At 61.3% G+C, this 24,520-nt stretch carries 24 protein-coding genes and 4 tRNA genes; 21 read left to right on the forward strand and 7 right to left on the reverse strand.

All coding sequences use genetic code 11. The features are described from left to right. Positions 1-69: 69 nt before the first annotated feature. From ACM6I7_RS24610 to ACM6I7_RS24625, 4 genes are all read left to right on the forward strand, one after another. Positions 70-145 (forward strand) — tRNA-Glu (locus tag ACM6I7_RS24610). 3 nt (positions 146-148) lie between these two features. Next, a tRNA-Gly gene (locus ACM6I7_RS24615) sits at positions 149-224 on the forward strand. Between the two features lie 55 nt (positions 225-279). Beyond that, a tRNA-Glu gene (locus ACM6I7_RS24620) sits at positions 280-355 on the forward strand. Positions 356-357: 2 nt separating this feature from the next. Then, positions 358-433 (forward strand) — tRNA-Gly (locus ACM6I7_RS24625). Positions 434-564: 131 nt separating this feature from the next. Here ACM6I7_RS24625 and ACM6I7_RS24630 read toward each other — a convergent pair. The 4 genes from ACM6I7_RS24630 to ACM6I7_RS24645 form a co-directional block, all read right to left on the reverse strand. Beyond that, positions 565-2,304 carry a dipeptidase gene (locus tag ACM6I7_RS24630; protein ID WP_414889437.1) on the reverse strand — a complete coding sequence of 580 codons (1,740 nt, stop codon included), beginning with the start codon at positions 2,302-2,304 and terminating at the stop codon, positions 565-567. Positions 2,305-2,504: 200 nt separating this feature from the next. Continuing rightward, complete coding sequence (locus ACM6I7_RS24635; RefSeq protein ID WP_414889438.1) at positions 2,505-3,143, reverse strand: LysE family translocator; 639 nt, start codon at positions 3,141-3,143, stop codon at positions 2,505-2,507. A 1-nt stretch (position 3,144) separates the two neighbouring features. Continuing rightward, positions 3,145-3,915 (reverse strand): 2OG-Fe(II) oxygenase, encoded by a 771-nt coding sequence (locus ACM6I7_RS24640; RefSeq protein ID WP_414889439.1) that lies wholly within the window; start codon positions 3,913-3,915, stop codon positions 3,145-3,147. Between the two features lie 90 nt (positions 3,916-4,005). Further along, positions 4,006-4,632: an alanyl-tRNA editing protein gene (locus tag ACM6I7_RS24645; RefSeq protein ID WP_414889440.1), complete on the reverse strand. Its 627-nt coding sequence runs from the start codon at positions 4,630-4,632 to the stop codon at positions 4,006-4,008. Positions 4,633-4,722: 90 nt separating this feature from the next. Between ACM6I7_RS24645 and ACM6I7_RS24650 the strand changes: the two genes are divergently transcribed. Continuing rightward, positions 4,723-5,721, forward strand: a complete 999-nt coding sequence (locus tag ACM6I7_RS24650; RefSeq protein ID WP_027612331.1) for a LysR family transcriptional regulator — start codon at positions 4,723-4,725, stop codon at positions 5,719-5,721. Between the two features lie 84 nt (positions 5,722-5,805). On the opposite strand, the gene ACM6I7_RS24655 is transcribed toward ACM6I7_RS24650, so the two are convergent. Together ACM6I7_RS24655 and ACM6I7_RS24660 are read right to left on the reverse strand one after the other, a co-directional pair. Beyond that, a complete protein-coding gene (locus tag ACM6I7_RS24655) occupies positions 5,806-6,213 on the reverse strand; it encodes a PA2817 family protein (protein ID WP_007967565.1) in 408 nt (135 codons plus the stop codon). Between the two features lie 89 nt (positions 6,214-6,302). Next, a complete protein-coding gene (locus ACM6I7_RS24660) occupies positions 6,303-8,750 on the reverse strand; it encodes an acyl-CoA dehydrogenase (RefSeq protein WP_183784410.1) in 2,448 nt (815 codons plus the stop codon). Positions 8,751-8,998: 248 nt separating this feature from the next. On the opposite strand from ACM6I7_RS24660, the gene ACM6I7_RS24665 reads away from it, so the two are divergent. From ACM6I7_RS24665 to ACM6I7_RS24680, 4 genes are all read left to right on the forward strand, one after another. Then, a complete protein-coding gene (locus tag ACM6I7_RS24665; RefSeq protein ID WP_115989143.1) occupies positions 8,999-9,658 on the forward strand; it encodes a transglutaminase domain-containing protein in 660 nt (219 codons plus the stop codon). A gap of 43 nt (positions 9,659-9,701) precedes the next feature. Then, the gene (locus tag ACM6I7_RS24670) at positions 9,702-10,325 is read left to right on the forward strand and encodes a glutathione S-transferase family protein (protein ID WP_414889441.1); all 624 of its coding nucleotides are present in this window, start codon (positions 9,702-9,704) and stop codon (positions 10,323-10,325) included. 133 nt (positions 10,326-10,458) lie between these two features. Beyond that, a complete protein-coding gene (locus ACM6I7_RS24675; RefSeq protein ID WP_027612335.1) occupies positions 10,459-11,391 on the forward strand; it encodes an ABC transporter ATP-binding protein in 933 nt (310 codons plus the stop codon). After that, positions 11,388-12,167, forward strand: coding sequence for an ABC transporter permease (locus tag ACM6I7_RS24680; RefSeq protein ID WP_027612336.1), 780 nt, complete (start codon positions 11,388-11,390; stop codon positions 12,165-12,167). Before ACM6I7_RS24675 ends, ACM6I7_RS24680 begins: the two co-directional genes overlap by 4 nt. A gap of 80 nt (positions 12,168-12,247) precedes the next feature. Here the strand turns inward: ACM6I7_RS24680 and ACM6I7_RS24685 are convergent, their stop codons facing one another. Further along, on the reverse strand, positions 12,248-12,766 hold the full coding sequence (locus ACM6I7_RS24685; protein ID WP_414889442.1) for a DUF2062 domain-containing protein: 519 nt from the start codon (positions 12,764-12,766) through the stop codon (positions 12,248-12,250). 136 nt (positions 12,767-12,902) lie between these two features. Between ACM6I7_RS24685 and ACM6I7_RS24690 the strand changes: the two genes are divergently transcribed. From ACM6I7_RS24690 to ACM6I7_RS24745, 12 genes are all read left to right on the forward strand, one after another. Continuing rightward, positions 12,903-15,116, forward strand: coding sequence for a DNA internalization-related competence protein ComEC/Rec2 (locus tag ACM6I7_RS24690; protein ID WP_414889443.1), 2,214 nt, complete (start codon positions 12,903-12,905; stop codon positions 15,114-15,116). 111 nt (positions 15,117-15,227) lie between these two features. After that, the gene (locus ACM6I7_RS24695; RefSeq protein ID WP_003227083.1) at positions 15,228-15,863 is read left to right on the forward strand and encodes a MotA/TolQ/ExbB proton channel family protein; all 636 of its coding nucleotides are present in this window, start codon (positions 15,228-15,230) and stop codon (positions 15,861-15,863) included. Next, positions 15,860-16,288: an ExbD/TolR family protein gene (locus ACM6I7_RS24700; RefSeq protein ID WP_097088472.1), complete on the forward strand. Its 429-nt coding sequence runs from the start codon at positions 15,860-15,862 to the stop codon at positions 16,286-16,288. Before ACM6I7_RS24695 ends, ACM6I7_RS24700 begins: the two co-directional genes overlap by 4 nt. Beyond that, on the forward strand, positions 16,288-17,298 hold the full coding sequence (gene lpxK, locus ACM6I7_RS24705) for a tetraacyldisaccharide 4'-kinase (RefSeq protein ID WP_097088470.1): 1,011 nt from the start codon (positions 16,288-16,290) through the stop codon (positions 17,296-17,298). Before ACM6I7_RS24700 ends, lpxK begins: the two co-directional genes overlap by 1 nt. Before the next feature lie 21 nt (positions 17,299-17,319). Further along, positions 17,320-17,505, forward strand: a complete 186-nt coding sequence (locus tag ACM6I7_RS24710; protein ID WP_003174668.1) for a Trm112 family protein — start codon at positions 17,320-17,322, stop codon at positions 17,503-17,505. Then, entirely contained in the window at positions 17,502-18,266 is a 765-nt protein-coding gene (gene kdsB / locus ACM6I7_RS24715) for a 3-deoxy-manno-octulosonate cytidylyltransferase (protein ID WP_097088468.1), read from the forward strand. Before ACM6I7_RS24710 ends, kdsB begins: the two co-directional genes overlap by 4 nt. Continuing rightward, positions 18,266-18,730: a low molecular weight protein-tyrosine-phosphatase gene (locus ACM6I7_RS24720; protein WP_097088465.1), complete on the forward strand. Its 465-nt coding sequence runs from the start codon at positions 18,266-18,268 to the stop codon at positions 18,728-18,730. Before kdsB ends, ACM6I7_RS24720 begins: the two co-directional genes overlap by 1 nt. Next, positions 18,727-19,746 (forward strand): UDP-N-acetylmuramate dehydrogenase, encoded by a 1,020-nt coding sequence (gene murB, locus ACM6I7_RS24725; RefSeq protein WP_414889444.1) that lies wholly within the window; start codon positions 18,727-18,729, stop codon positions 19,744-19,746. The genes ACM6I7_RS24720 and murB overlap by 4 nt, the downstream gene beginning before the upstream one ends. Before the next feature lie 395 nt (positions 19,747-20,141). Beyond that, the gene (locus ACM6I7_RS24730; RefSeq protein WP_027612345.1) at positions 20,142-20,612 is read left to right on the forward strand and encodes a (2Fe-2S)-binding protein; all 471 of its coding nucleotides are present in this window, start codon (positions 20,142-20,144) and stop codon (positions 20,610-20,612) included. Continuing rightward, on the forward strand, positions 20,609-22,930 hold the full coding sequence (locus ACM6I7_RS24735; RefSeq protein WP_414889445.1) for a molybdopterin cofactor-binding domain-containing protein: 2,322 nt from the start codon (positions 20,609-20,611) through the stop codon (positions 22,928-22,930). The genes ACM6I7_RS24730 and ACM6I7_RS24735 overlap by 4 nt, the downstream gene beginning before the upstream one ends. Then, positions 22,930-23,910 (forward strand): XdhC family protein, encoded by a 981-nt coding sequence (locus ACM6I7_RS24740; RefSeq protein WP_210558169.1) that lies wholly within the window; start codon positions 22,930-22,932, stop codon positions 23,908-23,910. Before ACM6I7_RS24735 ends, ACM6I7_RS24740 begins: the two co-directional genes overlap by 1 nt. Next, the gene (locus ACM6I7_RS24745; RefSeq protein ID WP_336839152.1) at positions 23,907-24,503 is read left to right on the forward strand and encodes a nucleotidyltransferase family protein; all 597 of its coding nucleotides are present in this window, start codon (positions 23,907-23,909) and stop codon (positions 24,501-24,503) included. The genes ACM6I7_RS24740 and ACM6I7_RS24745 overlap by 4 nt, the downstream gene beginning before the upstream one ends. Positions 24,504-24,520 lie beyond the last annotated feature (17 nt).

Below are 24,520 nucleotides of genomic sequence, written 5' to 3' on the forward strand. Positions count from 1 at the left end.
GAAACCAGAACCAAGTCTTCGGATGCGGGTCTGGACACCGAAACACACACCATGTGTTCCGGGTAGCGTGTCCCCTTCGTCTAGTGGCCTAGGACACCGCCCTTTCACGGCGGTAACAGGGGTTCGAGTCCCCTAGGGGACGCCATTTGCGGGAATAGCTCAGTTGGTAGAGCACGACCTTGCCAAGGTCGGGGTCGCGAGTTCGAGTCTCGTTTCCCGCTCCAAATTCTAAAAGCGCCGCTCAGTGAGCGGCGTTTTTATTAGTGAAAGTTGTAGCCTGTCCCCTTCGTCTAGTGGCCTAGGACACCGCCCTTTCACGGCGGTAACAGGGGTTCGAGTCCCCTAGGGGACGCCATTGCGGGAATAGCTCAGTTGGTAGAGCACGACCTTGCCAAGGTCGGGGTCGCGAGTTCGAGTCTCGTTTCCCGCTCCAATTTCACAAAAACGCCGATCAGTGATGATCGGCGTTTTTGTTTGTGCAGCGTTTTGTACGCAACAAAAAAGGACCTTCGGGTCCTTTTTTGTTTTCACGTCAGGCCCGTTGAATCACGGGCCCATGCCTTATCAGAGCTTCGGTAGCTGGCCGACACGGCCCATCATCTCAGTGACGATCTGCAGGTCGAGCAGGAACTGGTCAACCGTCTTGAACTCGCCATCGGTATGCCCGGTGTATTTCACTTCAGGCCGGGCCAGGCCGAATTGCACGCCGTTCGGCAGTTCATGCACCGAGGTCGCGCCGGCAGACGTGCCGAACTCGTGCTTCATGCCGAGGTTTTCAGTGGCCACCGCCAGCAGTGCCTTGACCCATTCGCCTTCCGGATTGCGGTACATCGGTTCGGCGATCGAGTAAGTGAAGTCCACGGCAACGTGGGATTTCTTGCTCCAGGCCGCCAGTTTGTCAGCGATTTGCTTCTTCAGCACTTCTGGCGATTTACCCTTCGGCACGCGCAGGTTGACTGCCAGTTTGAAGGCTTTGTCGTCCACGCCGACGTAGGTCAGCGAGGTGGTCAGTGGACCCATGAACGAATCGGAGAAGTCCACGCCGAGTTTTTTACCCAGATAATCCAGGCCCCAGTTGGTGGACGCATAGCGTGCAGCGTCGGTGATCTGGTTGTGCTTGAGCGCCACCTTGCCGTCGAGGCTGTTGATGAAGTCGAGCATCCGCGCGACCGGGTTGACGCCGGACTCGGGTTCGGAGGAATGCGCTGACACACCGGTGACGCTCAGCTTGACGTCTTTGCCGTCAACCTTGGCCGCGACTTCGAAGTCACCACCGTGTTTTTTCGCGTATTCGCTGCCGGCTTTCTGCAGACTCGCAGCCAGTTGCTCAGGCTTGTCGGTGACGAGTGTCGCCACCGAAACCGATGGAATTTGGTTGGTTGCCAGGCCGCCGGTCATCGATATGATTTCTGCGCCGCTGCCTTCAGCCTTGCGCAGCGGGAAACTGGCCATGACCGTGCCGTAGCCTTTCTCGGCGATGACCACCGGGTAGCCACCGTCCAGCGCCATGTTGTAGTTCGGCGTCGGGTTGTGTTCGAAGTAATACGGGATCGCGTCGCCGGTGGTTTCTTCGGTGGTGTCCACCAGCAGTTTGAAGTTGCGTGCCAGCGGCAGCTTTTCTTCCTTGATCACTTTCATCGCGTACATCGCGACGACGATGCCGTTCTTGTCGTCCTCGGTGCCGCGACCGTACATGCGGTCGCCGATCAGCGTGACTTTGAACGGGTCGAGTTTGGTGCCGTCCTTCAGCACCCAGTTTTCCGGGGTGACCGGCACCACGTCGGCATGCGCGTGAATGCCCACGACTTCGTCGCCGCTGCCATCGAGGGAGATTTCATAGACGCGGTTGTCGACGTTGCGGAACTTCAGGTTGAACGATTCGGCCAGGTTCTTGATCTTTTCGGCGATCTTGATGAACTCCGGATTGTCGTGCTGGGCCACGCCTTCTTTCTGGAAGGTCGGGATTTCCACCAGTTCGCGCAGGGTTTCCAGGGCGGCTTTGCCGTACTTGGCGCGGGTGTAAATGCCCAGCAGGCGGTAGATCTCGTTCTGCTGTTCCGCGCTCGGGGTCTTGTTGTCGAGAAAGGCGTTGATCGCCGGGCCGAGGTTGTCGGTTTTACCCAGGTCGCTCTTGCCTACGGCACCCAGAAACTGGCGGAAGTCGGTGAGGCTCGCCTCATCGAAACTCTTGAGAATGGCTGCGCTCTGTTGCGGAGTGATGTTGGCCTGCGCGGGCAGGGTGAACGCAGAAAAGCTGGCCAGGATCAGGCTGGTAGCGGCCAGGCGCTTGAGAGAAAAATTCATTGCGGTGGGCATTCCTTTGCAGGCAGTTGAGAGGGAAGTGTTTGAAAGTTGAAACAAATCTTTTCCAAACTAACACCGCGAAGGTGTTGAAGGGGAGCCCCTGAAGTGGGATCCGTCGCAAAGAAATGCAAAAGCGGCGCACAAACGAAAAAGGCCCGAGCAGTGTGCAACTGACCGGGCCTTGTCTTTGGGTGTCGTTTTTACATCGACAGCACCAGCCTGCCGGCGAACAGAATCAGGATCACGCCCATGCTGCGCTCGAACCAATGGCCCATGCGCATGAACAGGGTGCGTACCCGGCTGCTGGAGAAAAACAGCGCGACGATCACGAACCACAGCGCATTGACGAAGCACATCCACACCCCGTACAGCGCCTGAACATTCAGCGGGGTGCTGGCGCTGATGATCGTGGTGAAGATCGCCAGGAAGAACAGCGTGGCCTTGGGGTTGGTGGCATTGGTCAGAAAACCGGTGCTGAACGCCTTGAACAGCGACTGCTCGACCAGCGGTTCGTCAGCGCTTTTTTCGCCTTCGAGCGTGGTCTTCGGTTTACTGCGGATCAGGCTGATGCCGAGGTAAAAGATGTATGCGCCACCGATCACCTTGGCCACCGTCAGCAACCACGGCGTGGTGTGCATCAGGGCGCCAACGCCGAGCAAGGTGTAGAGAACGTGCACGGAAATGCCGGCGCCGATGCCCAGTGCGGTGCAGATGCCCACCAGTCGGCCGAAGCGCACGCTTTGGCGAATGGTCACGGCAAAGTCCGGGCCGGGAGCGACCACGGCCAGAAAGTGAATGGTGGCCAGCGCCAGAAACTCGCCCAGGTAGTTCGATAACATCTCAGCTCCAGAAGGTCAGGGGTGAAGCATTGCCGCGATAGCCGACAAAGAACGAAAGGCTCAGACGCGGATCCGCCACGCCCGGGGTCACCGAGTGCATGCAGCGCGAATTGAACATGATGAAATCGCCCGGCTCCGGCCGCACTTCCAGGGTCGGTGGGCCGAGCAGCGCCGGGTCGATGCCGTAACTGTCGCCACGCATCTGGTCGAACTGATCCGGGGTGATGTCGTCGTCCCACATCTGCAGTGCGCCGCCCTCGGTCGGCATGTTCAGGTACACGTTGCAGGCGAACTGCGCCTCCAGGCTGCGGGCCTGAAAGCTGTCCGGGGCGTCCTTGGCGAAAATGTCGTGGTGGGCGAGGAAGCACACGCCGGGTTTGACCACCCGCGACAGGCCGACATACATCTTGCGGCCATAGAGGTTTTCCAGATGCGCGCCGGCCGGCCACGACTCGTCGAGCATGCAGCGCAGGGTGTCGACCGGCGAGGAATAGGGCGCACAGCGCTCGCGCAGTTCGGCGATGTTGCGGGTGGCGCGCTCGAAGTAGTCCTCGATCAGCAGCGGCTGGTTTTCCGCCTCGTAAAACGCCATGCCGATCCGGCCGATGCTCGGCGCGTTGATGTAGCCCTCAAAGCCCGGTGCAAGAATCTTGTCGCCAATCTCGATCGCCAGCGGCTCGGGCAAGAAGCCTCTGACGCGGATGGCGAGGACTTCTTCGTTGGCCAGTTTTTTTATGCACGTCTCATCGAGACGCTCGACGTCTAGCATCATTGTTTTTAGGTCCATCTATCGATAGTCAACGGAACCGGCGAGTGCGGTTCCCCCGGCGTCGGACGCTGCGCGGAGCAGCGCCCGAGAAGCTTAATCCACGCTGTAGTGGACGGATAACGTGCCTTTCTTCTGCGAAAGCGAGGGGATCGTGACTGCGCCCAAATCCTTCAGGCTGCGTACATGGGTGCCCCCGCAGCCATAGGCCGGCAGCTCGCCAAAACCGATTTCCCGCGCGCCTTCGCGCAGTGAGGTCAGGCGCGGCAGATCGTGTTCGATCCACTGACTGATACCGTGTTGAACGGTTGGCGCGTCGACTTCCTGAGCGGCATCGCCCGGCTTGAATTGCACTCGGCCCTCGTCCGGCCAGTGGTGCGCCTTGATCGGCGTCCAGCCCATGGCCTGCACGAAATGCCCGATCAGGTGCCCGGCCGAATGCATGCGGGTGTTGTAGCGGCGACGTTGTTCATCCACATGAATGCAGGTCATGCCGGGTTTTACCGGGCGATCGACGTAATGCACGATCCGGTCAGGCTCCTGCACCACGCGCAGCACCTGGCTTTCGCCGATCATGCCGGTGTCACAAGGCTGACCACCGCCTTGCGGATGAAACAACGTGGCGCGCAGCACCACGGCAAATTCGTTCTCGTGGGGCGTGCAGTCGAGGACTTCCACATTAGCCTTGAGGTCATCACTATGGAAAAAGAGGCGAAGCGTCATATTCCATGCCCTTATTAAAGTGTCTGTTTTTATTATATGAATCGTGCAATAACGTGATAATCCGTTCAAACATCAAAGGACTTGTGCGCTGTGAGCATCAATCTTCCGCTGCCACTGCTCGGTGAAATGGCGATCTTCGTCAAGGTCGTGGAGACCGGCAGTTTTTCCGAGGCGGCCCGCCAGTTGGGCTCGTCGCCGTCGGCGATCAGTCGCAGCATTTCCCGCCTGGAAAAGGCCTTGGCCACGCGTTTGTTGCAGCGCACTACGCGCAAACTGCGCTTGAGTGACGGTGGCGAGGAAGTGTTCAAGCGCTGTCAGGAGATGGTCAGCGCCGCCAAATCGGTGATGGAGATCAGTGGGCAGTTCACCCACGAGGCGGAAGGGCTGGTGCGGGTCAGTGTGCCGAAAGCGGTCGGGCGTTTCGTGATTCATCCGCACATGCCCGAGTTTTTGCGGCGTTATCCGAAAGTCGATGTCGAGTTGCTGCTGGAAGACCGTCAGGTTGATCTGATCGACGATCATGTCGACCTGGCGATTCGTATCACTGACCGTCCGCCGGCCGGGCTGGTCGGGCGGCAGCTGCTGACCATCGACCATTTGCTCTGCGCCACCCCGCAATACCTGGCCGAACACGGCACGCCGACGCATCCGCACGATCTGCTCAATCACAGTTGCATCTATCTGGGGGAAACCCCGAGCGATGCGCGCTGGAAATTCAAGAAGGGCAGCAAAGCGGTGACCGTCGGCGTGCGTGGCCGCTATGCCGCCAACCATACCGGCGTGCGGCTCGGGGCAGTGTTGCAGCACATTGGTATTGGCAGCTTGCCGTATTTCACCGCGCGTTATGCGCTTGAGCAGAAGTTGATCGTGCAGGTGCTGCCGGAGTGGACGTTCCTCGCGTCCTACCACGGTGGTCTGTGGTTGCTGCATTCGCCCACGCGCTACCTGCCGCCGAAGCTGCGGGTATTCATCGATTATCTGGTGGAGTGCCTGGAGAAGGAGCCGACGTTGAGCAAGCCGGGCAAGGCGGGGGCGCCGAATAATCTGGCGCTTGCGTATGAATTGCCGGAGAGCGAGGGGCTGCTTTAAAAGCAAAAGATCGCAGCCTGCGGCAGCTCCTACACAATCCCTGTAGGAGCTGCCGCAGGCTGCGATCTTTTGATCTTTGGACGCTTAGTGCTTGCTGTCCTGGGCAGACATCGCCAGCAGTTGCTTTTCCTGATTCCAGTCGAACGGTTCGTCGTTCTGTTCGGCCTCGTAGCGACGTTCTTCCAGTGCCTGATACAGGTCGATTTCTTCATCAGACAAGTAGTGCAGGCAGTCACCAGCGAAGAACCACAGCAGATCCCGCGGGATCAGGTGGGCAATTTGCGGATAGCGGGTAATCACTTGGGTCAGGATGTCCTGGCCCAGGTACTGGCTTTCGATCGGATCGATCGGCAGGGACGCCAGCAGTTCGTCAAAGCGCTCCAGGAACAAGGCATGGCTTTCTTCGGGAACCTGTTCGGCCTCACCTACGGCGACCAGGATACTGCGCAGGTGGTCGAGCAAAACCAGATGATCGGCAACGACGTTGGACACGAGATAAGTCCTCAAGAGCAAAACGGGCGCGGGAGTATAAAGCTCTCGCGCCCGTTTTTCACAAATAAACAGCTACACGGTCGTCAGCATCAGCGAACTTTGCCTTCTGCCTGCTTCAACTCTTCCTTGTCGAAATCATCGACGTCGATCACCTTGCGCCGTGCTGCTTCGGCATCGCGCAGGGTCTGTGCTTCCTGCGGTTGCAGCACCCCGGCCTCCAGTGCGGCGTCGATGGCGTGTTCGCCAGCGACCGGTTTGACCTGACCACTCTTGAGCGAGGTGTGCAGTTTCTTGTGCAGCGGTTGGGCGGCATTCAGCAAATCGCTGGCGTGTTGCAGGGCACCGACGGCATCGTCGGCGGACTGCGGGCGATAGCAGCCGGCGAGCAGTTCTTCAAGGGTCGGATCGCCTTTGGCACGACCGATCACCGCTGCCACTTCGGCGCCGAGCTTGTCCGACGGGCCTTTGTGGCGACGGCCGAACGGGAACACGATCACTCGCAACAGGCAGCCAAACACTTTGTTCGGGAAGTTGCTCAGCAGCTCATCCAGCGCCCGTTCCGACTGGCCGAGGCTTTCTTCCATGGCCCAGCGGAACAGCGGCTCCATATGCGCCGGCGAATCCAGGTCGTGATAACGCTTGAGCGCAGCGGAGGCCAGATACAGGTTGCTCAACACATCGCCAAGACGCGCCGACAGGCGTTCCCGGCGCTTCAGTTCGCCACCCAGCAGCATCATGCTGAAGTCGGCCAGCATGGCAAATGCCGCTGCCTGCCGATTGAGTGCGCGGAAGTAGCCCTGACTGATCCTGTCCCCGGGTGCATGTTCGAAGTGGCCGAAGCCCAGGTTCAGCACCAGGGTGCTGGCGGCGTTGCCGACGGCAAAACCGATGTGCTTGAGCAGCAGGCCATCGAATTCTTTCAGTGCCTGTTCTTTGTCTTCGCGGCCGGCGAGGGCCATTTCCTTGAGGACGAACGGATGGCAGCGAATGGCGCCCTGACCGAAAATCATCAGGTTGCGCGAGAGGATGTTCGCGCCTTCCACGGTGATGAAGATCGGTGCGCCGTTCCAGCTGCGTCCGAGGTAGTTGTTCGGCCCCATGATGATCGCCTTGCCGCCGTGCACGTCCATGGCGTGGGTGATGCACTCGCGGCCGCGTTCGGTCAGGTGATACTTGAGGATCGCCGACAGTACCGATGGTTTCTCGCCCAGATCCACCGCGTTGGCGGTGAGCATGCGCGCGGCGTCCATCATCCAGGCGTTGCCGCCGATGCGCGCCATGGCTTCCTGAATGCCTTCGAAGGCCGACAACGGGACGTTGAACTGCTCACGAATCTGCGCGTACTGACCGGTCACCAGACTGGTGAACTTGGCCGCGCCGGTACCGACTGCCGGCAGCGAAATCGAACGCCCCACCGACAGGCAATTCATCAGCATCATCCAGCCCTTGCCGAGCATTTCCTGGCCGCCGATGAGGTAGTCCAGCGGGATGAACACGTCTTTGCCCGAGTTCGGGCCGTTCATGAACGCGGCACCCAGTGGCAGGTGACGACGGCCGATTTCCACACCCGGTGTATCGGTGGGGATCAGCGCCAGACTGATGCCGAGATCTTCCTTGTCGCCCAGCAGATGCTCCGGGTCATAGGCTTTGAAGGCCAGGCCGAGCAGGGTCGCGACCGGGCCGAGAGTGATGTAGCGTTTTTCCCAGTTCAGGCGCAGACCGATGACTTCCTGGCCTTCCCATTCACCTTTGCAGATGATCCCGGTGTCCGGCATGGCGCCGGCATCGGAACCGGCCAGCGGGCCGGTGAGGGCGAAGCACGGAATGTCGTCGCCACGGGCCAGCCGCGGCAGGTAGTGGTTGCGTTGCTCATCGGTGCCGTAATGCAGCAGCAGTTCGGCCGGGCCGAGGGAGTTGGGCACCATCACCGTGGAGGCGAGGTCACCGCTGCGGGTCGCGAGTTTCATCGCCACTTGCGAGTGGGCGTAGGCGGAAAAGCCCTTGCCGCCGAATTCCTTGGGAATGATCAGGGCGAAGAAGCCATGTTCCTTGATGTGGCTCCAGGCTTCGGGCGGCAGGTCCATCGACTGGCCGATCTGCCAGTCAGTGACCATCGCGCAGAGTTCTTCGGTCGGGCCGTCGATAAAGGCCTGTTCCTCCTCGCTCAGTTGCGCCTTGGGATAGGACAGCAGTTTGTCCCAGTCGGGGCGGCCGCTGAACAGCTCGCCATCCCACCATACGGTGCCGGCATCGATCGCGTCGCGTTCGGTTTGCGACATCGGCGGCAGGGTTTTCTGGAACCAGTTGAACAGCGGCGCGGTGAAGTGTTTGCGGCGCAGGTCAGGCAGCAGCAACGGCGCGGCAACCGCCGCAAGCACGACCCACAACACCAGCAGCAACCAGCCCGGGGCATGGCTGAAAATGCCCATCGCCAGCAGGTATACGGCGACGATACCCAACGCGGGCAGGGGGGCGATGCGGCGGTGGGCGAGATACGCCACACCGACGATCAGAACCAGTATCCACAACAACAGCATATGTAATCCTCCGTGAACCAAGGCAAACCGACCCTCCAGAGCTTAGACGGCATCTGTAAAACGGGGTGGTCAGAACATGGTGATTGAACTCGTGGGAAACCCCGGATGGTTTTCGTAGGTTCGGTGGGCAACACCCGTGGGAAATCGTTCGCCGCTCCCGCGTCTTCGCGTGCATGTTTGGCCGAAACGTCGTTATCTCTGTGCTTGAGCTGTCGCTAGACTCGGGGCTCACCCAGGAGAACATCGTCATGCACGAGTATCTGAGTCCCGGCCGCTTCATCGATAGTGACCACCCGGCGGTGGTGGAGTTCGCCGAACAACACCGCGGTGCCAGCCGCGACCCGCTCGCGCAGGCGATCAGTCTCTATCACGCCGTGCGCGAAGCGGTGCGCTACAACCCGTATACCTTCAGTCTCGACCCACAGACCCTGTGCGGCAGTCATGCGCTGGCGGCCGGGGAAAGTTATTGCGTGCCCAAGGCCACATTGCTGGCCGGGTGCGCACGGCATTGCGGCATTCCCGCACGCATCGGTCTGGCCGACGTCAAGAATCACCTGTCGACCCCGCGTCTGCTGGAGTTGTTGCGCAGCGATGTGTTCGCCATGCACGGTTACACCGAATTGTTCCTCAACGAGCGCTGGGTCAAGGCCACGCCGGCCTTCAACCAGCAACTCTGCGAGCTGTTCAACGTCGCACCGTTGGACTTTGACGGCATCAATGACAGCGTTTTCCACCCGTACAACCGTGACGGCGCACTGCTGATGGAGTATCTGGTCGATCATGGCCAGTTCACCGATGTGCCGGAGCATTTCTTTTTCGAACACCTGGAAAAGTGCTACCCGCATCTGTTCGGCGAACATCAGGCGAAGGTCTTGGGCGATATGCAGAGTGATTTGAGTCGGGTCTGATCCGGCGTATGCTGCCTGCCCACGCATTGGAAAAGAGGCGGTCATGCTGAAGATCTGGGGACGGAAAAACTCATCGAATGTCAGGAAGCCACTGTGGGCCGCCGAGGAGCTGGGCCTGGCCTACGAGGCGATTGACGCCGGTGGCGCCTTCGGTGTGGTCGACACGCCTGAATACCGGGCGATGAACCCGAACGGCCGGGTACCGGTGATCGAGGATGACGGCTTCGTGCTGTGGGAATCGAATGCGATCGTCCGTTACCTGCTGGCCAAACATGCGCCGAACAGCGCCTGGTATCCGGCAGACCTGCAAGCCCGGGCCATCGCGGACAAGTGGATGGACTGGACCACCTCGAGTTTTGCCGGGCCGTTCCGCACCGTGTTCTGGGGCGTGTTGCGTACCCCAGCGGACCAGCAGGACTGGCTGGCGATCAACGCCGCAATCAAGGAATGCACCGCGCTACTGGCCATGGCCGATCAGGCCCTCGCCAGCCAGCCATATCTGTCCGGCAGCGAAATCGGCATGGGCGATATTCCGCTGGGCAGTTTCATTTATGCCTGGTTCGAGATGCCCATCGAACGTGCCGCGCAGCCGCATCTGCAGGCTTGGTACGCACGGCTGAAGCAGCGTCCGGCCTATCAGAAAGCAGTCATGACCGCGTTGACTTGATAATAACTATCGACACTCTTGACTGTACTTGTGTGGCGGCGGCAAGCACCATTGCGCTCATGCGCCGTGGTTGTTTTGTTCGCCGCCCGGCCCAATCTTTCCTTTTCTTCCCTTCTTGGTGCGTAAATCCGATATGAGTTCCGCTCTGTCCATCCGGCAGCTAACCAAAACCTACGGCAACGGGTTCCAGGCCTTGAGTGGTATCGATCTGGACGTCGCCGAAGGTGATTTTTTCGCCTTGCTCGGCCCCAACGGCGCCGGCAAATCTACGACCATCGGCATTCTCTCGACCCTGGTCAACAAGACCAGCGGCACGGTGAATATCTTCGGTCATGACCTGGACAAGAACCCCGCCGCGCTCAAGCGCTCGATCGGTGTGGTGCCCCAGGAATTCAACTTCAACCAGTTCGAAAAGACTTTCGACATCGTCGTGACCCAGGCCGGTTACTACGGCATCCCGGCGAAGATCGCCAAGGAACGCGCCGAGCAGTACCTGACCCAGCTCGGCCTGTGGGACAAGCGCGATGTGCCGTCGCGTTCGCTGTCCGGCGGCATGAAACGCCGACTGATGATTGCCCGCGCCCTGGTGCATGAGCCGCGCCTGCTGATCCTTGATGAGCCGACCGCTGGCGTCGACATCGAACTGCGTCGCTCGATGTGGACGTTCCTCACCGAGCTGAACCAGAAAGGCATCACCATCATCCTCACCACGCACTATCTGGAAGAGGCTGAGCAGCTGTGCCGCAACATCGGCATCATCGACCACGGCACCATTGTCGAGAACACCAGCATGAAACAGTTGCTGGGCCAGTTGCACGTCGAGACCTTCCTGCTGGATCTGAAAAACGACTTGCACGCCGCGCCGCAATTGATCGGCTATCCCGCCCGGTTGCTCGACGGCCATACCCTGGAAGTCCAGGTCGACAAATCCATGGGCATCACCGCGCTGTTCACTCAATTGGCGCAGCAGAACATCGAAGTGCTGAGCCTGCGTAACAAAACCAATCGCCTCGAGGAGCTGTTCGTGTCTCTGGTAGAGAAGAATCTGTCGAAGGTGGCGGTATGAGTTCCGAGTTCCGCCCCAACCTCGTCGCCCTCCAGACCATCGTTTATCGCGAGGTCAAACGCTTCACGCGGATCTGGCCGCAGACCCTGCTGCCGCCGGCGATCACCATGGTTCTGTACTTCGTGATCTTCGGTAACCTGATCGGCAAGCAGATTGGCGGCATGGGTGGCTTCAGTTACATGGAGTACATCGTGCCGGGGCTGATTATGATGTCGGTGATCACCAACTCCTACGGCAACGTGGTCTCGAGCTTCTTCGGCAGCAAGTTCCAGCGTTCCATCGAGGAACTGATGGTCTCGCCGGTGTCGCCGCACACGATTCTGATCGGCTTCACCATTGGCGGCGTGCTGCGTGGCTTGATGGTCGGGGTGATCGTGACCATCCTGTCGTTGTTCTTCACTCATCTGCAGGTGCATCACCTGGGCGTGACCATCCTTGTGGTGGTGCTGACCGCGACGATCTTCTCGCTGCTCGGCTTCATCAACGCTGTGTTTGCGCGCAACTTCGATGACATCTCGATCATCCCGACGTTTGTGCTAACCCCGCTGACTTACCTCGGTGGCGTGTTCTACTCGATCACCTTGCTGCCGCCGTTCTGGCAGACCGTGTCGCTGGCCAACCCGGTGCTGCACATGGTCAACGCCTTCCGTTACGGCATTCTTGGCGTATCGGATATCCGCATCGGTATCGCGATCACCTTCATGCTGGTGGCGACGGTGGTGTTGTACCTCGGTTGTGCGCGGTTGCTGGTGAGTGGGCGCGGGATGCGGACCTGATCCAATGTGGGAGCGAGCCTGCTCGCGAATGCAGACAACACAAAACTGAACGGCCTCCCACTGCGGAGGCCGTTTTGCATTCAGCGCATGCGGCTTTTCTTGCGCCGCGCCCATTGCCGCGCCACCCACCAGCGCCAGTACAGCATCACCGTGAAGTAAGCGAGGATGCCAAGTATCAATCCGCACACTACCGACCCGAGCAAAAACGGCTGCCACATTGTTGAGAGCTCTCCGCTGATCCATTCCCAGGTCAACGAATCGGGCAGGGTGCGGGCGGGCACATTCATCAACCAGGCTCCGGCCTGATAAGTACAGAAAAACACCGCCGGCATGGTGATCGGGTTGGTCAGCCACACGAGGCTGACGGCAATCGGCATGTTGCCGCGCACGGTGATCGCCAGTGCCGCCGCCACCAGCATCTGCGCCGGAATCGGCAGGAACGCGGCGAACAGGCCGACGGCCATCGCCCGGGCCACCGAATGCCGATTGAGGTGCCAGAGGTTCGGGTCATGCAGCAACTTGCCGAGAAAGCGTAAGGATTTGTGTTCCCTGATGCTCGTCGGATCGGGCATGTAACGTTTGAATAAGCGCCGGGGCATAAGGCTTCTCGGTCGGTTAAGGCGGCAAGTATGTCTGGATTCTACGAAGCGCCCATTCAGACTTTGTGACAATTGTTGACGACGACCCGCCCTCATACCAGCTACGCCTAATGCAGGAACTCTCAAGGACGGGCTTATGCGCACAGGGATGATGGCGCTGGCAGTCGGTCTGCTGGTTCCGGTTTTTTTGCCGGTTTTACCGCCGGTCGGGTTGATGATGTTGTTGCCGTTGGTGGGACTGATGTTGCTGCCGTTTCGCAGCTATCCCCTGGCGTTTCTGCTATTCGGTTTCACCTGGGCGTGCGTCAGTGCGCAATGGGCGTTGAATGATCGCCTGCCGGAAGCGCTTGACGGCGAAACCCGTTGGGTCGAAGGGCGGGTGGTCGGTTTGCCGCAAACCAGCGAGGGCGTGGTGCGGTTCGAGTTGGCCGATGCCCGCTCGCGACACGAAAAATTGCCGTCGTTGATGCGTCTGGCGTGGTACGCCGGGCCGCCGCTCAACAGCGGTGAGCGCTGGCGCCTGGCGGTGAAGCTCAGGCGCCCCGGTGGTTTGCTCAATCCCGACGCCTTCGATTACGAAGCCTGGCTGTTGGCGCAACGCATCGGCGCGACCGGCACGATCAAGGATGGTCAGCGCCTGGCCGAGGCAAACTGGGCATGGCGCGACAGCATTCGTCAGCGCTTGATGGCAGTCGATGCCCAAGGCCGGGGCGGTGCATTGGCGGCGCTAGTGCTCGGCGACGGCTCCGGGCTCAGTCGCGAGGATTGGCAGATCCTGCAGGACACCGGCACCGTGCATCTGCTGGTGATTTCCGGTCAACACATCGGGATGTTGGCGGCGGTCATCTATCTGTTGGTCGCCGGGCTGGCGCGCTACGGCTGGTGGCCGCTCCGCTGGCCATGGCTGCCATGGGCCTGCGGGCTGGCGTTTGCCGCGGCGCTCGGCTACGGCTTGCTCGCCGGGTTTGATGTACCGGTGCAACGGGCCTGCGTGATGGTCGGGCTGGTGTTGTTGTGGCGTTTGCGCTTTCGCCATCTCGGCGCGTGGTGGCCGCTGTTGCTGGCATTCGATGCATTGCTGTTGCTCGACCCGTTAGCCAGTTTGCGTCCGGGTTTGTGGCTGTCGTTCGCCGCGGTGGGGATTTTGATTTTCACCTTCGGCGGGCGACTCGGTGCGTGGAAATGGTGGCAGACCTGGACCCGCGCGCAATGGCTGATTGCGCTGGGTCTGTGCCCGGTGTTGCTGGCGCTGAACCTGCCGATCAGCCTCAGCGGGCCATTGGCAAATCTGCTCGCGGTGCCGTGGGTCAGTCTGCTGGTGCTGCCACCGGCGCTGCTCGGCACGCTGTTGTTGCCGGTGCCTTACGTCGGTGCAGGCTTGTTGTGGCTGGCCGGTGGTTTGATCGACTGGCTGTTTCGTGGCTTGTCGCTGATCGCCGGGGCCTGGCCGGCGTGGATCTCGCCGTCGCTGCCGTGGTGGGTTTTGCTGCTCGGCAGTCTCGGCGCCTTGCTGTTGCTGTTGCCGCGTGGGGTGCCGTTGCGACCGTTGGGCTGGCCGTTGCTGTTGATTCTGCTGGCGCCGCCGCGCGAGCGAGTAGCCGAGGGCCAGGCCGATGTCTGGCAGCTCGATGTCGGTCAGGGCCTGGCGATCCTGATCCGCACGCGTCATCACGCGTTGCTCTACGACGCCGGTCCACGCTTCGGCGATTTCGATCTGGGGGAGCGGGTGGTGCTGCCGGCGCTGCACAAACTGGGGGTCGAGCGCATTGATTTGATGCTGCTCAGTCATGCCGACGCCGACCATGCCGGTGGTGCGTTGGCAGTATCGCGGGGCTTGAAAGTGACGCGGGTGATCAGCGGCGATCCGCCGGGGCTGCCCGCCATCCTGCAGGCCGAGTCCTGTGAAAGTGGACGTCAATGGCAGTGGGACGGGGTCCGGTTTCAGCTGTGGCAATGGTCGGCGGCCCATGACAGCAATCAGCGCTCCTGTGTGTTGCAGATCGAGGCCAATGGCGAGCGGCTGCTGCTGACCGGCGATATCGACACGGCTGCCGAACGGGTTTTGCTGGAAAGTCCGTTGGCGCTGCCGACGCACTGGCTGCAAGAGCCGCACCATGGCAGCCGCAGTTCCTCTTCGATGGCTTTGCTGCGGGCATTACGTCCGCATTCGGTGCTGATCTCCCGGGGGCAGGGCAATTCGTTCGGTCATCCGCACCCGCTGGTGCTCGCGCGTTATCGCCAGCAAGGGCTGCGCATCTACGACAGCGCGCAGCACGGCGCCATTCAACTGCGCCTGGGCGGCTTTCAGGCGCCGTGGCTGATGCGTCAACAACGGCGTTTCTGGCGCTGAAACACCATTGATCGCGGGATCGCCGAATGTGGCATCAGGTCGTCGGGGCAGCGGGTCTTAATCGCGAACCGGTATGGTAAAGTGGCGCACTTTTTCGAGGGGACTGTCACTGTGTGGGAATTGGTCAAATCCGGCGGCTGGATGATGTTGCCGATCATTCTGAGTTCCATCGCGGCCATGGCGATTGTCGCCGAGCGCCTGTGGACCCTGCGCGCCAGCCGCGTCACCCCCGAGCATCTGCTGGGTCAGGTCTGGGTCTGGATCAAGGACAAGCAGCTCAATAAAGAAAAGCTCAAGGAATTGCGCGCCAATTCGCCGCTGGGTGAAATCCTCGCCGCGGGCTTGGCCAATTCCAAGCATGGTCGCGAGATCATGAAGGAATGCATCGAAGAAGCCGCGGCGCGGGTGATTCACGAGCTCGAACGCTACGTCAACGCGCTGGGCACGATTGCCGCCATGTCGCCGTTGCTGGGCCTGTTGGGCACGGTATTGGGCATGATCGACATTTTCAGCGCCTTCACCGGTTCCGGCATGACCACCAACGCCTCGGTCTTGGCCGGCGGTATTTCCAAGGCACTGATCACCACTGCGGCGGGCCTGATGGTCGGTATTCCGTCGGTGTTCTTCCACCGTTTCCTGCAACGCCGCATCGATGAGCTGGTGGTGGGCATGGAGCAGGAAGCGATCAAACTGGTCGAAGTGGTGCAGGGCGACCGTGACGTCGATCTGGCCGGGGACAAAGCGTGAAATTCCGTCGCAAACCCCGGGAAACGATCGATATCAACCTCGCGTCGCTGATCGACGTGGTGTTCATCCTGTTGCTGTTTTTCGTCGTGACCACCACCTTCACCCGCGAGACACAGTTGCGCGTCGATCTGCCGGAATCGGTCAGCGGTTCGCCCGCCGAAGATCAGCAGCTCAAGCAACTGGATGTCGCGATCAGCGCCGAAGGCGTGTTCTCGGTGAACAACAAGATTCTGCCGAAGAATGACCTGGCGACGCTGATGGAAGCCATGCAGAAAGAAGCCAACGGTGACACCAGCATGCCGTTGTCGATCAGTGCCGACGGCAAGACCCAACACCAATCGGTGATCACCGCCATGGACGCGGCCGGCAAGCTCGGTTTCAGCCATTTGCGCATGACCACGGTCGAGGCGGCGCCCAAATCCTGATGAGCCTGTCCGATCGTTTGCTCGCCGCGTGGTATCAGGGGCATCCGGCCCTGACACTGCTGCGGCCGCTGGAAATGCTCTACCGCCGCGTAGTGGTCAACAAGCGTCAGCGTTTTCTTGACGGTGAAGGCCAGATCTATCAGCCACCGGTGCCGTTGATCGTGGTCGGCAACATCACCGTCGGCGGCACCGGCAAGACACCGATGATTCTGTGGCTGATCGAGCATTGCAGACGCGCCGGTCTGCGGGTTGGTGTGGTCAGCCGAGGTTATGGCGCCAAACCACCGCAACTGCCGTGGCGGGTCACCGCCGAGCAGAGCGCCGAGATCGCGGGCGACGAGCCGCTGTTGATCGTGCAGCGCACCGGCATACCGCTGATGATCGACCCTGATCGCAGCGCGGCGGTCAAAGCCTTGCTCGCCAGTGAACCGCTGGACCTGATCCTGTCTGACGACGGCATGCAGCATTACCGTATGGCGCGGGATCTGGAGCTGGTGCTGATCGACGCCGCCCGTGGTTTGGGCAACCAGCGCTGCCTGCCGGCCGGTCCGTTGCGCGAGCCGATCGAACGCCTGCAAAGCGTCGATGGCGTGCTGTTCAACGGTGCCACTGCGGATCGCGAAGATGGCTTCGCGTTTCGCCTGCAACCGACGGCGCTGGTCAATCTGCGCAGTGGCGAGCGCAAGCCGCTCGATCATTTTTCGCCCGGTCAATCGGTGCACGCGGTGGCCGGGATCGGCAATCCGCAACGTTTCTTCAATACCCTCGAAGCGCTAGACTGGCGAGCAGTCCCCCATGCGTTTGCCGACCACGCCGAATACAGCGTGCAGGCCTTGAATTTCACACCGTCATTGCCGTTGGTGATGACCGAAAAGGACGCGGTGAAGTGCCGTGCCTTCGCAGCAGACGACTGGTGGTATCTGGCGGTCGATGCCGTGCCGTCACCAGCCTTCGTGGCCTGGTTCGACACCCAGCTGATGCGCCTGCTGCCCGATCGTCTTTTGCCTTAACTCTTTATCCAGGGAATGTTCATGGACACCAAATTGCTCGACATCCTCGCGTGCCCGATCTGCAAAGGCCCGCTCAAGCTCAGCGCCGACAAGACCGAACTGATCAGCAAGGGCGCCGGTCTGGCCTATCCGATCCGCGACGGCATCCCGGTGATGCTCGAAAGCGAAGCGCGCACCCTGACCACTGACGAGCGTCTGGATAAATGACCACTGCTTTCACCGTTGTCATCCCGTCGCGTTACGCCTCGACCCGCCTGCCAGGCAAACCGCTGCTGGATATCGCCGGCAAGCCGATGATCCAGCATGTCTGGGAGCAGGCGAGCAAAAGCAGCGCCAGCCGTGTGGTGGTCGCGACCGACGATGCGCGCATCGTCGAGGCCTGCAAAGTGTTCGGCGCGGAAGTAGTGCTGACCCGTGAAGATCACAATTCCGGGACTGACCGCCTGGCGGAAGTCGCGGCGAAGCTGGGTCTTGCACCGGACGCGATCGTGGTCAACGTGCAGGGTGATGAGCCGCTGATCCCGCCGAGCGTGATCGATCAGGTCGCGGCCAATCTCGCGGCCCACACCGAAGCGCGCATGGCCACCCTGGCCGAGCCGATCGAAGACGTCGAAACCCTGTTCAACCCGAACGTGGTCAAGGTCGTCAGCGACCTCAATGGTCTGGCGCTGACCTTCAGCCGCGCCACCTTGCCGTGGGCCCGCGATGCCTTCGCCAAGAGCCGCGAGCAGTTGCCGGAAGGCGTGCCGTACCGTCGCCACATCGGCATTTATGCCTACCGCGCCGGGTTCCTTCAGGACTTCGTGAGCTGGGGCCCGTGCTGGCTGGAAAACACTGAATCCCTCGAACAACTGCGTGCCTTGTGGCATGGCGTGCGGATTCATGTCGCCGACGCGTTGATCGCGCCGCCAACCGGCGTCGACACCGTTGAAGACCTCGAGCGCGTTCGTCGCCTGCTGGAGGCCTGATGCGCGTTCTGTTCGTGTGCCTGGGCAACATCTGCCGTTCGCCCACTGCTGAAGGCGTGCTACGCCACAAATTGCGCGAAGCGGGGCTGGCGGATCAGGTCGAAGTGGCGTCCGCCGGCACCGGTGACTGGCACGTCGGTAATCCGCCGGACAAGCGCAGCCAGGCTGCAGCCAAAGTGCGTGGTTATGACCTGTCGGCGCAACGCGCGCAGCAGGTCAGCCGCGCCGATTTCGCCAGTTACGACCTGATTCTGGCCATGGACAACAGCAACCTGCGCAACCTCAAGGCGCTGCAGCCGTCCACCGGCAAGGCCGAGCTGGACCTGTTCCTGCGGCGTTATGCCGGTGTGGTCGATGAAGTGCCGGATCCGTACTACGACGGCGATCAGGGCTTCGAGCAGGTACTGGATCTGATCGAGGCAGCCTGTGACCAAGTGTTGATCGAAGTGAAGGGCCGGTTATGAGTTTGCAGCTTCAATCACAGGTTTCGCTGAAACCGTTCAACAGTTTCGGCGTCGACGTTCGCGCGCAGTTGTTCGCCGAGGCCCACAGCGATGCCGACGTGCGCGAAGCGCTGGCCTATTCAACTGCCCATGACCTGCCATTGCTGGTGATCGGCGGCGGCAGCAACCTGCTGCTGACCGCGGACATCCCTGCACTGGTGCTGCGCATGGCCAGCCGTGGCATTCGGCTGATCAGCGATGACGGCAGCCGCGTGGTGCTCGAGGCTGAAGCCGGCGAACCGTGGCATCCGTTCGTGCAACACACCTTGGCGCTGGGTTTTTCCGGTCTGGAAAACCTCAGCCTGATCCCCGGCACCGTGGGCGCGGCACCGATGCAGAACATCGGCGCCTACGGCGTCGAGATCAAGGATGTGTTCGCCGGGCTGACCGCGCTGGATCGCCAGACCGGCGAGCTGCGCGACTTCAGCCTGGAAGAATGCAACTTCGCCTACCGCGACAGCCTGTTCAAGCAGCAGCCGGGGCGTTGGCTGATCCTGCGGGTGCGCTTCAAGCTCGATCGTATTGCGCATCTGCATCTGGAATACGGCCCGGTGCGTCAGCGCCTGACCGAGCAAGGCATCGAGCAACCGACACCCAGCGACGTCAGCCGCGCGATCTGCAGTATCCGCAGCGAAAAACTGCCGGATCCGGCGGTGCTCGGCAATGCCGGCAGTTTCTTCAAGAATCCGCTGGTGTCGGCCGCGCTGGTCGAGCAGATCAAGGCGCAGCACCCGGATCTGGTGGCCTATGCGCAAGCGGACGGGCAGATGAAACTGGCCGCCGGCTGGTTGATCGAGCGCGCTGGCTGGAAAGGTTTCCGCGAGGCCGATGCTGGCGTGCATAAATTGCAGGCGCTGGTGCTGGTCAACTACGGCACCGCCACCGGCCTGCAATTGCTGGAGCTGGCGCAACGCATCCAGAAAGATATTGCCGAACGTTTCAATGTTGAACTGGAAATGGAGCCGAACCGCTATTGAGGCTACGCTTCAGGTCGGTATCCAAAGCCCTGCACTGAACAAAAAGTGCAGGGCTTTTTTGTTAACGGTGGGTTAACTTAGCCAGCTAACGATAACCGTCATTTGCTCCACCAAAGGCCCGGTGCAGACGTTCGCGTCGGCACAAGAGAGCCTGTGCCAACCACATATCAGTCAGCGATGACCCTGTGGCGAGGGAGCTTGCTCCCGCTGGGGCGCGTAGCGGCCCCGCTTTCAAGAAGGGCCTGCTCCGCAGTCCAGCGGGAGCAAGCACCCTCGCCACAGGCTCAGTGTTCGGCTTCACTGATGTGTATTGGCCCATTAGCCTGAGTCGATCTGCGTGAACCACCGCCAGTTCTGCTCGACCCCATAACCACCAAGAATATGCGGGCGTGCCCATGATTACCCTGAAACTCAATGGCCAGGATCACCCACTGGACGTCACCGAAGACATGCCGCTGCTGTGGGCAATCCGTGATGTCGCCGGATACAACGGCACCAAATTCGGCTGCGGCATGGGCCTGTGCGGTGCCTGCACCATTCATATCGACGGCTTGCCGGCGCGCAGTTGCATCACGCCGATCGGCTCGGTGGTCGGGCAAAACGTCACCACCATCGACAATCTGCACGCCGATCCGGTCGGGCAGGTGGTGCAGCAAGCCTGGCTCGATAGCGCCGTGGCGCAGTGTGGTTTTTGTCAGGGCGGGCAGATCATGTCCGCCACCGCGTTGCTCAAGACCAACCCCGATCCGAGCGACGAGCAGATCGAAGAGGCCATGGTCGGCAACATTTGCCGGTGCGGCACCTACAACCGGATCAAGACTGCGATCCGCCAGGCCTCGACTCACTTGAAGGAGGCCAAGGCATGAGCCGCTTGCCGAATGATTTCGCCCTGAGCAATCTCAGCCGCCGTGGCTTTCTCAAGGGCGTCGGCGCCACGGGCGCATTGGTGCTGGCCGCGAGCTGGGGCTGGCAGGATGCGTTGGCTGAAGACAAACCGAAGAAGTTCGGTGCCGACGGCATGCCCAATGGCTGGATCGACGATCCCAAGGTCTACGTCAGCATCGCCGCGGATGGCACGGTCACCGTGGTCTGCAACCGCTCGGAAATGGGCCAGGGTGTGCGCACCAGCCTGACCATGGTAGTTGCCGACGAACTGGACGCCGATTGGGCCAAGGTCAAAGTCCGGCAAGCGCCGGGTGACGAAGTACGTTTCGGCAACCAGGACACTGACGGTTCACGCAGCATGCGTCACTGGTATGAGCCGATGCGTCGTTGCGGCGCGGCGGCCCGGACCATGCTGGAACAAGCCGCCGCCGCGCAATGGCAGGTGCCGGTGGGCGAGTGCCAGGCGCAGCTGCACAAAGTCCTGCATAAACCGTCCGGTCGCGAGCTGGGTTACGGCGAACTTGCCGCTGCAGCCAGTGCACTGGCGGTGCCGGCCCGTGACAGCCTGCGCCTCAAGCAGGCGTCGGAGTTCCGCTACATCGGCAAGGAAGGCACCAAAGCCATCGACGGCGCCGACATCGTCAACGGGCGTGCGGTGTACGGCGCGGACGTGCATTTCGACGGCATGCTCTACGCGACCATCGCCCGTCCGGCGGTGTACGGCGGCAAGGTCAAGTCGCTGGATGACAGCGCTGCGCTGAAGGTTCCGGGTGTGCTGAAGGTCATGCAGATCGAGAGCCGTCCGCTGCCTTCGGAATTCCAGCCGCTGGGCGGCGTAGCGGTGATTGCCAGCAATACCTGGGCGGCGATCAAGGGCCGCGAGGCGCTGAAGATCGAATGGGACGACGGCCCCAATGCCAGTTATGACTCGATCGCTTATCGCAAGGAACTGGAAGCGGCGTCGCGCAAACCCGGCAAAGTGGTGCGCAACACTGGCGATATCGACAAAGCCTTGAGCGGCGCCGCCAGCAGCCTCGAAGCGTCCTATTATCTGCCGCATCTGGCCCAGGCACCGATGGAGCCGATGGTCGCCATCGCGCGCTACGACAAAGGTGTGTGTGAAGCGTGGGCGCCGAGTCAGGCGCCGCAGGTGACTCGCGAACGTATCGCCGAGCGCCTGGGGCTGCCGTTCGACAATGTCACCTTCAACGTCACGCTGCTGGGCGGCGGTTTCGGCCGTAAATCGAAGCCGGATTTCGTCGTCGAAGCGGCGATCCTTGCCAAGGAGTTCCCCGGTAAAGCCGTGCGGGTGCAATGGACCCGCGAGGATGACATCCACAACTCGTATTTCCACACAGTGTCCGCCGAGTACCTGAAGGCCGCTGTCGGCAAGGACGGCATGCCGTCCGGCTGGCTGCATCGCACAGTGGCGCCGAGCATCACTGCGCTGTTCGCCCCGGGCATGAACCATGAAGCGGCGTTCGAACTGGGCATGGGTTTCACCAATATGGCTTACGCGATTCCCAGCGTGCGCCTGGAAAACCCCGAAGCCACGGTGCATACCCGCGTCGGCTGGTATCGCTCGGTGTCGAACATTCCTCACGGTTTTGCGATTCAGAGTTTCGTCGACGAACTGGCGCACAAGGCTGGCGTCGATCCGCTCAAGTACCAGATCAAGTTGCTCGGCCCGGATCGGCAGATCGACCCGCGTACCCTGAGTGAGGAGTGGAACTACGGCGAATCCCCCGAGCGTTACCCGATCGACACCGGACGCATGCGCACGGTACTGGAAACCGCGGCCAAGGCTGCCGGCTGGGGGCGTCAGTTGCCCAAGGGCCGAGGCCTCGGTCTGGCGGTGCATTACAGCTTCGTCACCTATGTGGCGGCGGTGATCGAAGTCGAGGTCAAGGACGACGGTACGCTGATCGTGCACAAGTCTGACATCGCCGTCGATTGCGGGCCGCAGATCAACCCTGAGCGCATCCGCTCGCAGTTCGAAGGCGCCTGTGTCATGGGCCTGGGCAACGCGGTGCTGGGTGAAATCAGCTTCAAGGACGGCAAGGTCCAGCAGGACAACTTCCATATGTACGAAGTGGCGCGCATGTCGCTGGCGCCGAAGGAAGTTGCGGTGCATCTGGTGACGCCGCCGGGTGACGTGCCGTTGGGCGGAGTCGGTGAGCCGGGCGTGCCGCCGATTGCGCCGGCGCTGTGCAATGCGATCTTCGCCGCCACCGGCCAGCGCATCCGTAACTTGCCGGTGCGTTATCAGTTGCAGGGCTGGCAGAAGGCGCAGGCGTAATGGACAGCGCCGATCTCAACGTCCTGCGCAGCGTGCTCGAATGGCGCCGCGCCGGGCAGCGGGTGGTGCTGTTCAGCGTGGTGCAGACCTGGGGCACTGCGCCCCGGGCACCCGGCGCGATGCTCGCGTTACGTGAGGACGGCGTGGTGATCGGCTCGGTGTCCGGCGGTTGTGTCGAGGATGACTTGATCGCCCGTCTGCACGACGGGCGCATCGCCAGCGACGGCCCGCCAGTGCAACTGATTACCTATGGCGTCACCCGCGAGGAGGCGGCGCGTTTCGGCTTGCCCTGTGGCGGCACGCTGCGCCTGACCGAGGAGCGGGTCGCTGATCCGGCGTGGGTCGCCGAGTTGCTCGCCCGTTGTGAAAACCATGAGATTGTCGCCCGTGAGCTGAACATAGAAACCGGTGAGGTTGTGCTGTCGGCGGCGAGCAAATCCGATGTGCTCGAATTCGATGGCAAGACCCTGCGCGCCATTTATGGTCCGCGCTGGCGTCTGTTGTTGATCGGCGCCGGGCAGCTGTCGCGTTACGTGGCGGACATGGCGCGGCTGCTGGATTTCGAAGTGCTGATCTGCGATCCGCGTACCGAGTTCGTTTATGGCTGGGAAGAGCACCACGGACGGTTCGTCCCGGGTATGCCGGATGACGCGGTGTTGAGCATTCAGACGGACGAACGCACAGCCATCGTCGCGCTGACTCACGATCCCCGTCTGGATGATATGGCGTTGCTCACCGCGCTCGATTCGCCGGCCTTCTATGTCGGTGCACTCGGTTCGCGGGTCAACAGCCAGAAGCGCCGGGACAATCTGGCTCAGCTGGGCTTGTCAGAAGCTGCCATTGCGCGATTGCACGGGCCGATCGGTCTGCACATCGGCAGTCATTCGCCAGCGGAGATTGCTCTGTCGTTGTTGGCGGAGATCGTCGCGATCAAGAACGGCGTCGAGTTGAAACAGAAGAAAGTCGTGGAGGGCACATGAGTCGATCTATCGCAGTGATTGTGCTGGCGGCGGGCGAGGGCAGTCGCTTTCGCCAGGTTGCCGGTGCCGACAAGGACAAGTTGCTGGCCGATTGCACCGGGCGTGATGGCGCGGTGCGCTCGGTGATCGAGCAAGTGTTGCTGAATCTGCCGGCCAACCTCGACAAGCGGGTGCTGGTGACCACTGAAGCGCGGCCGCAGGCGATGCGCATGGCTCAGGCTTATGGCTGTGACGTGGTCTCGATTGAATCGACCGGGATGGGTGACAGTATTGCGGCTGGCGTTGCGGTTTGTCCGGATGCAGATGGCTGGCTGATCGTGTTGGGGGATATGCCGTTTATCCTGCCGTCGAGTATTGAGCGGGTGGTGGCGGCAATGACCGATGACGCGGTTAGTGTGCCGGTGCAGGAGGGCGAATTTGGGCATCCGGTGGGGTTCGGGCGTTCGTTCGGGCCGGGCTTGCAGGCATTGAGTGGTGATCGCGGCGCCAGGCCTTTGTTCAAGCAGGGCAGGGTGATTGAGGTAGCGGTGGATGATCCCGGGGTGTTGTGGGATATCGATGTGCCCGATTCTCTGGTATTTCCTCAATCCTGAGCCCTGCATAAATCCTC

This window comes from Pseudomonas sp. IT-93MI4 (assembly GCF_949767635.1).
GTDB classification, from domain to species: Bacteria; Pseudomonadota; Gammaproteobacteria; order Pseudomonadales; family Pseudomonadaceae; genus Aquipseudomonas; species Aquipseudomonas putida_A.

What these genes read in the sequence shown, in the direction of transcription:
- ACM6I7_RS24640 (WP_414889439.1), bottom strand. Translation starts at nt 3,915, where the DNA reads ATGATGCTAGACGTCGAGCGTCTCGATGAGACGTGCATAAAAAAACTG.
- murB (WP_414889444.1), top strand. Translation starts at nt 18,727, where the DNA reads ATGAGTTTGCAGCTTCAATCACAGGTTTCGCTGAAACCGTTCAACAGT.
- kdsB (WP_097088468.1), top strand. Translation starts at nt 17,502, where the DNA reads ATGACCACTGCTTTCACCGTTGTCATCCCGTCGCGTTACGCCTCGACC.
- ACM6I7_RS24665 (WP_115989143.1), top strand. Translation starts at nt 8,999, where the DNA reads ATGCACGAGTATCTGAGTCCCGGCCGCTTCATCGATAGTGACCACCCG.
- lpxK (WP_097088470.1), top strand. Translation starts at nt 16,288, where the DNA reads ATGAGCCTGTCCGATCGTTTGCTCGCCGCGTGGTATCAGGGGCATCCG.
- ACM6I7_RS24735 (WP_414889445.1), top strand. Translation starts at nt 20,609, where the DNA reads ATGAGCCGCTTGCCGAATGATTTCGCCCTGAGCAATCTCAGCCGCCGT.
- ACM6I7_RS24635 (WP_414889438.1), bottom strand. Translation starts at nt 3,143, where the DNA reads ATGTTATCGAACTACCTGGGCGAGTTTCTGGCGCTGGCCACCATTCAC.
- ACM6I7_RS24660 (WP_183784410.1), bottom strand. Translation starts at nt 8,750, where the DNA reads ATGCTGTTGTTGTGGATACTGGTTCTGATCGTCGGTGTGGCGTATCTC.
- ACM6I7_RS24685 (WP_414889442.1), bottom strand. Translation starts at nt 12,766, where the DNA reads ATGCCCCGGCGCTTATTCAAACGTTACATGCCCGATCCGACGAGCATC.
- ACM6I7_RS24670 (WP_414889441.1), top strand. Translation starts at nt 9,702, where the DNA reads ATGCTGAAGATCTGGGGACGGAAAAACTCATCGAATGTCAGGAAGCCA.
- ACM6I7_RS24690 (WP_414889443.1), top strand. Translation starts at nt 12,903, where the DNA reads ATGCGCACAGGGATGATGGCGCTGGCAGTCGGTCTGCTGGTTCCGGTT.
- ACM6I7_RS24730 (WP_027612345.1), top strand. Translation starts at nt 20,142, where the DNA reads ATGATTACCCTGAAACTCAATGGCCAGGATCACCCACTGGACGTCACC.
- ACM6I7_RS24675 (WP_027612335.1), top strand. Translation starts at nt 10,459, where the DNA reads ATGAGTTCCGCTCTGTCCATCCGGCAGCTAACCAAAACCTACGGCAAC.
- ACM6I7_RS24645 (WP_414889440.1), bottom strand. Translation starts at nt 4,632, where the DNA reads ATGACGCTTCGCCTCTTTTTCCATAGTGATGACCTCAAGGCTAATGTG.
- ACM6I7_RS24740 (WP_210558169.1), top strand. Translation starts at nt 22,930, where the DNA reads ATGGACAGCGCCGATCTCAACGTCCTGCGCAGCGTGCTCGAATGGCGC.
- ACM6I7_RS24630 (WP_414889437.1), bottom strand. Translation starts at nt 2,304, where the DNA reads ATGAATTTTTCTCTCAAGCGCCTGGCCGCTACCAGCCTGATCCTGGCC.
- ACM6I7_RS24710 (WP_003174668.1), top strand. Translation starts at nt 17,320, where the DNA reads ATGGACACCAAATTGCTCGACATCCTCGCGTGCCCGATCTGCAAAGGC.
- ACM6I7_RS24720 (WP_097088465.1), top strand. Translation starts at nt 18,266, where the DNA reads ATGCGCGTTCTGTTCGTGTGCCTGGGCAACATCTGCCGTTCGCCCACT.
- ACM6I7_RS24745 (WP_336839152.1), top strand. Translation starts at nt 23,907, where the DNA reads ATGAGTCGATCTATCGCAGTGATTGTGCTGGCGGCGGGCGAGGGCAGT.
- ACM6I7_RS24680 (WP_027612336.1), top strand. Translation starts at nt 11,388, where the DNA reads ATGAGTTCCGAGTTCCGCCCCAACCTCGTCGCCCTCCAGACCATCGTT.